Source organism: Schlesneria sp., assembly GCF_036405755.1.
Classification (GTDB): domain Bacteria; phylum Planctomycetota; class Planctomycetia; order Planctomycetales; family Planctomycetaceae; genus Schlesneria; species Schlesneria sphaerica.
Window position 1 is genome coordinate 1 of record NZ_DASWWZ010000484.1, and the last position, 2,926, is coordinate 2,926.

Here is a 2,926-nt window from a genome sequence, read left to right on the forward strand (position 1 = left end):
GAAAAATTAGGGTGCCACTGCATGACCGTCCTCGGTCACGCAGTGCTCTGTCAAGCATCAAAAAATGAGAAGACACTGCGTCTCCGAGGACTCCGATGCAGTGGCACACAACCCGACGATTTCATCGTGACAAAGCACTAGGTTGAAGGATTCCGATCGCCACGGCCGCACGTTCTCGAGCTCGCGCGGAATGTCCTCTGCCGTCCTCAAGGACCTGACGAATTGTCAGGAGAAAATCTCATGACGCCGCTGCACGAAGCCCGCTGACGGGGTGGGGTAGCCACCGAAAATTTCATCAAAATGATGCGTTATCGCGTGACCTGAGAGAAGACGTACATCATCTCACGGCAGATCTGCTCGCACCGCTCGTCGTATGTCGCCCCTTCATCAGGGCGGCCATCCGACGCCTTGGGGTCTTCGTAGGGAAGCGAAACGCGGAGCGAACAGCCCGCAACAACGGGGCAGTTCATGTCCGCGTGTGAGCAGCACATCACGGCGCAGAAGTCTTTCTGCGGGTTGGGGGCTTCGTTGTAGACTTTGGAGAAGCAGATCAGTGGCTGTTCTTCCTGCGGGAAGTGAATCTCATAACGTGGGTTGGTCTTCTCGCCAGCGGCGGGGGGCTCATTCCTTGTCCGGATGTCGAGGCCCGTTCGCTGCATCGCCGCCACCGCTCGGGGGTTGAAGGCGGTCGTCTCTGTTCCACCAGAAAAGGTTTTGACCCCTTTGATGCCGTAGTAGCGAGCGGCGGTGGCTGCCCAGACCTGGGAGATCTGGCTGCGGCGCGAGTTGTGCGTGCAGATGAAGGTTAACCGGGCCGGTTGATCGGCTTGAATTCGTTTCTGCACATGCAGAGCCAGCTTATTGAGCAAAGCCTTTCGATCATCGGAAATCTGATCAAACTCGCTCGCACGCGAATCCAGGTACGACTGCAGCGGTGGGGTAAATCGCATTGGTGTTGGCTCGGCACTCCTCGCCGGCGTCGTCGTGACGGCCAGTAGCGCGACGAGGCTGAGAGTCAGTAAGTTCGTGAATGAGTTTGTTCGCATGTCCCCAAATCCAGATCCGGTGGATCGATCCAATCTCAGGGCAATCCCGTTGCTTCGAGAGACAAGTCGGCTCAGGCTGACAATAGTGATCCCCCTTTCGACTTGCAATCACCGAATTCGCATAGTGGACGCGGTTCTCAAGGTGTGATGATTCATTGAGTGATCACTGCATCGGCCAAGTCTTTGATGTCCTGGCCGATGCAGGGCGACACCCCCAGGGCTGCTTTTTCGTCGACGGGAAAGTCTCTTTCAGAATTAAAATATAGACAAGACGTCTTTTTCGTGTTCTCATGTTGGGAGGTTGCCGCCGCGGCCCTTTCGACATGAAAAGTATGGGGGCAGGGAGATGGTGACTGGGGGGCGGGAGCCGTTGATATTGCTCGTCTGTTAACGCCACCCCATTCGGGTCACCAACGTGAAGATTCACTGTGAAAGGGCAAAATCCGATGTGGGCAGGACGCTGGATTGGTGCAATCGCCTCGTTGCTGATGCTCGTGCTCCTGGCCGCGGTGGCACTGCCGGCTATTCAGCAGGCTCGCGAGTCGGCACGTCGCACGCAGTCGAAGAACAATTTGAAGCAGCTCGGACTGGCGCTTCATAACTATGCGAGTACGTACGACATATTACCACCTGGTGGCGTCTTCAACGCCGAAGGACGTGCATTTCACGGGTGGACGACATTCATTGCTCCTTACATTGAAGCCAGCCCTTTCTACAACGGTGTGAACATCAACATCCCGTGGGACCATCCTGACCAACTTAAGTATTTTCAACGCTACCCAGGCGACGCGTATCTCAATCCCTCGATTGGATCTGGTCGGCTCGATGATGGGTTGAAACGGAATCACTATTCGGGAAGTGATCTGGTCTTCTATCGCAATAGTTCGACCTCGTTCTCGGATCTAACGAATGGAACGGCCCACACGCTGCTGGTGGGAGATGCGAAAGGAATGTTTCAGCCATTCGGCTATCCCTACGAATGGCGAAGTGTGGCGTTGGGGCTGAATACCACTGAGGAAGGTTTCGGTAGCCCGGTGCGTGAGATCACTCAGATGCTGCTGGCCGATGGAAGTGTTCGCGAATTCAGTCACCACAGTGATCAGGATCTGTTCCTCAAGTTGCGCGGCGTTAATGCCAAATGGGATCATTCGGCCCCGGATGTCTCCAAACCGGCGGGGGTTTATCATCTTTCGGAACCATTGGTGAGCTTGTGGAGTGACCCGAAACGGAGTGACTGCATCATCGGAGTTCAGAATGAGTCGAGGCATATTGTGCGAGCCTGGATTCATGACTCAGAGACGTCTTGGAATAGCTCGGTGGCGACGACGCTGGATGGACCGGCACAAGTCCTCAAGAAATATCAGTCCTTGCGGGTGCTCGACCTAGGTTACTCCCTGACTGATCGGGGTCTTCGATTGATTGAGGGCCTGCCTGATTTAGAGGAAATCAAGGTCGGGGGACGGGCGACGACGAATCGCGGTCTGGAAATTCTGTCCCGTTGCCGTCGACTCAAGCATCTAGAAATCGGCGCGGCTCGCTTCGGAGACCACAGTTGGAGTTTGCTCGCCAAGTTACCCAAACTGGAATCTGTCATAATCGGTGAACCTGCGGGTGATACTTACAGCTTTTCGACTAAGTCCGTGGTCGCGTTCCTGGATGAGAGGCCCGACTGTAGGGTCCATATTGGGCAGGGGCTGAGCCCTCAGAAAATCCGTGACTTGGCAAAGTCGGGTGAGCCACAGGGCCAGCGCGTACTAACTCTTGATTCCCATTAGTGTTTTGAGCATCACGTTATCATCCCAGCCACATCTTCTGCGGTTCATGGCGACGCTTTTCTTGTTTTGCTGTTGCTTGAGCAGCGAAAGAGTATGTCGGTTGAG

The 2,926-nt window shown here is 55.1% G+C and carries 2 protein-coding genes; one reads left to right on the forward strand and one right to left on the reverse strand.

All coding sequences use genetic code 11. The features are described 5' to 3' along the window. Nucleotides 1-308: 308 nt before the first annotated feature. Nucleotides 309-1,046 (reverse strand): protein-tyrosine-phosphatase, encoded by a 738-nt coding sequence (locus tag VGE80_RS16380; protein WP_440593417.1) that lies wholly within the window; start codon nt 1,044-1,046, stop codon nt 309-311. A 428-nt stretch (nt 1,047-1,474) separates the two neighbouring features. Here VGE80_RS16380 and VGE80_RS16385 point away from each other — a divergent pair, with 428 nt between their 5' ends. Then, nucleotides 1,475-2,821 (forward strand): DUF1559 family PulG-like putative transporter, encoded by a 1,347-nt coding sequence (locus VGE80_RS16385; RefSeq protein WP_440593418.1) that lies wholly within the window; start codon nt 1,475-1,477, stop codon nt 2,819-2,821. Nucleotides 2,822-2,926 lie beyond the last annotated feature (105 nt).

What these genes read in the sequence shown, in the direction of transcription:
- VGE80_RS16380 (WP_440593417.1), bottom strand. Translation starts at nt 1,046, where the DNA reads ATGCGAACAAACTCATTCACGAACTTACTGACTCTCAGCCTCGTCGCG.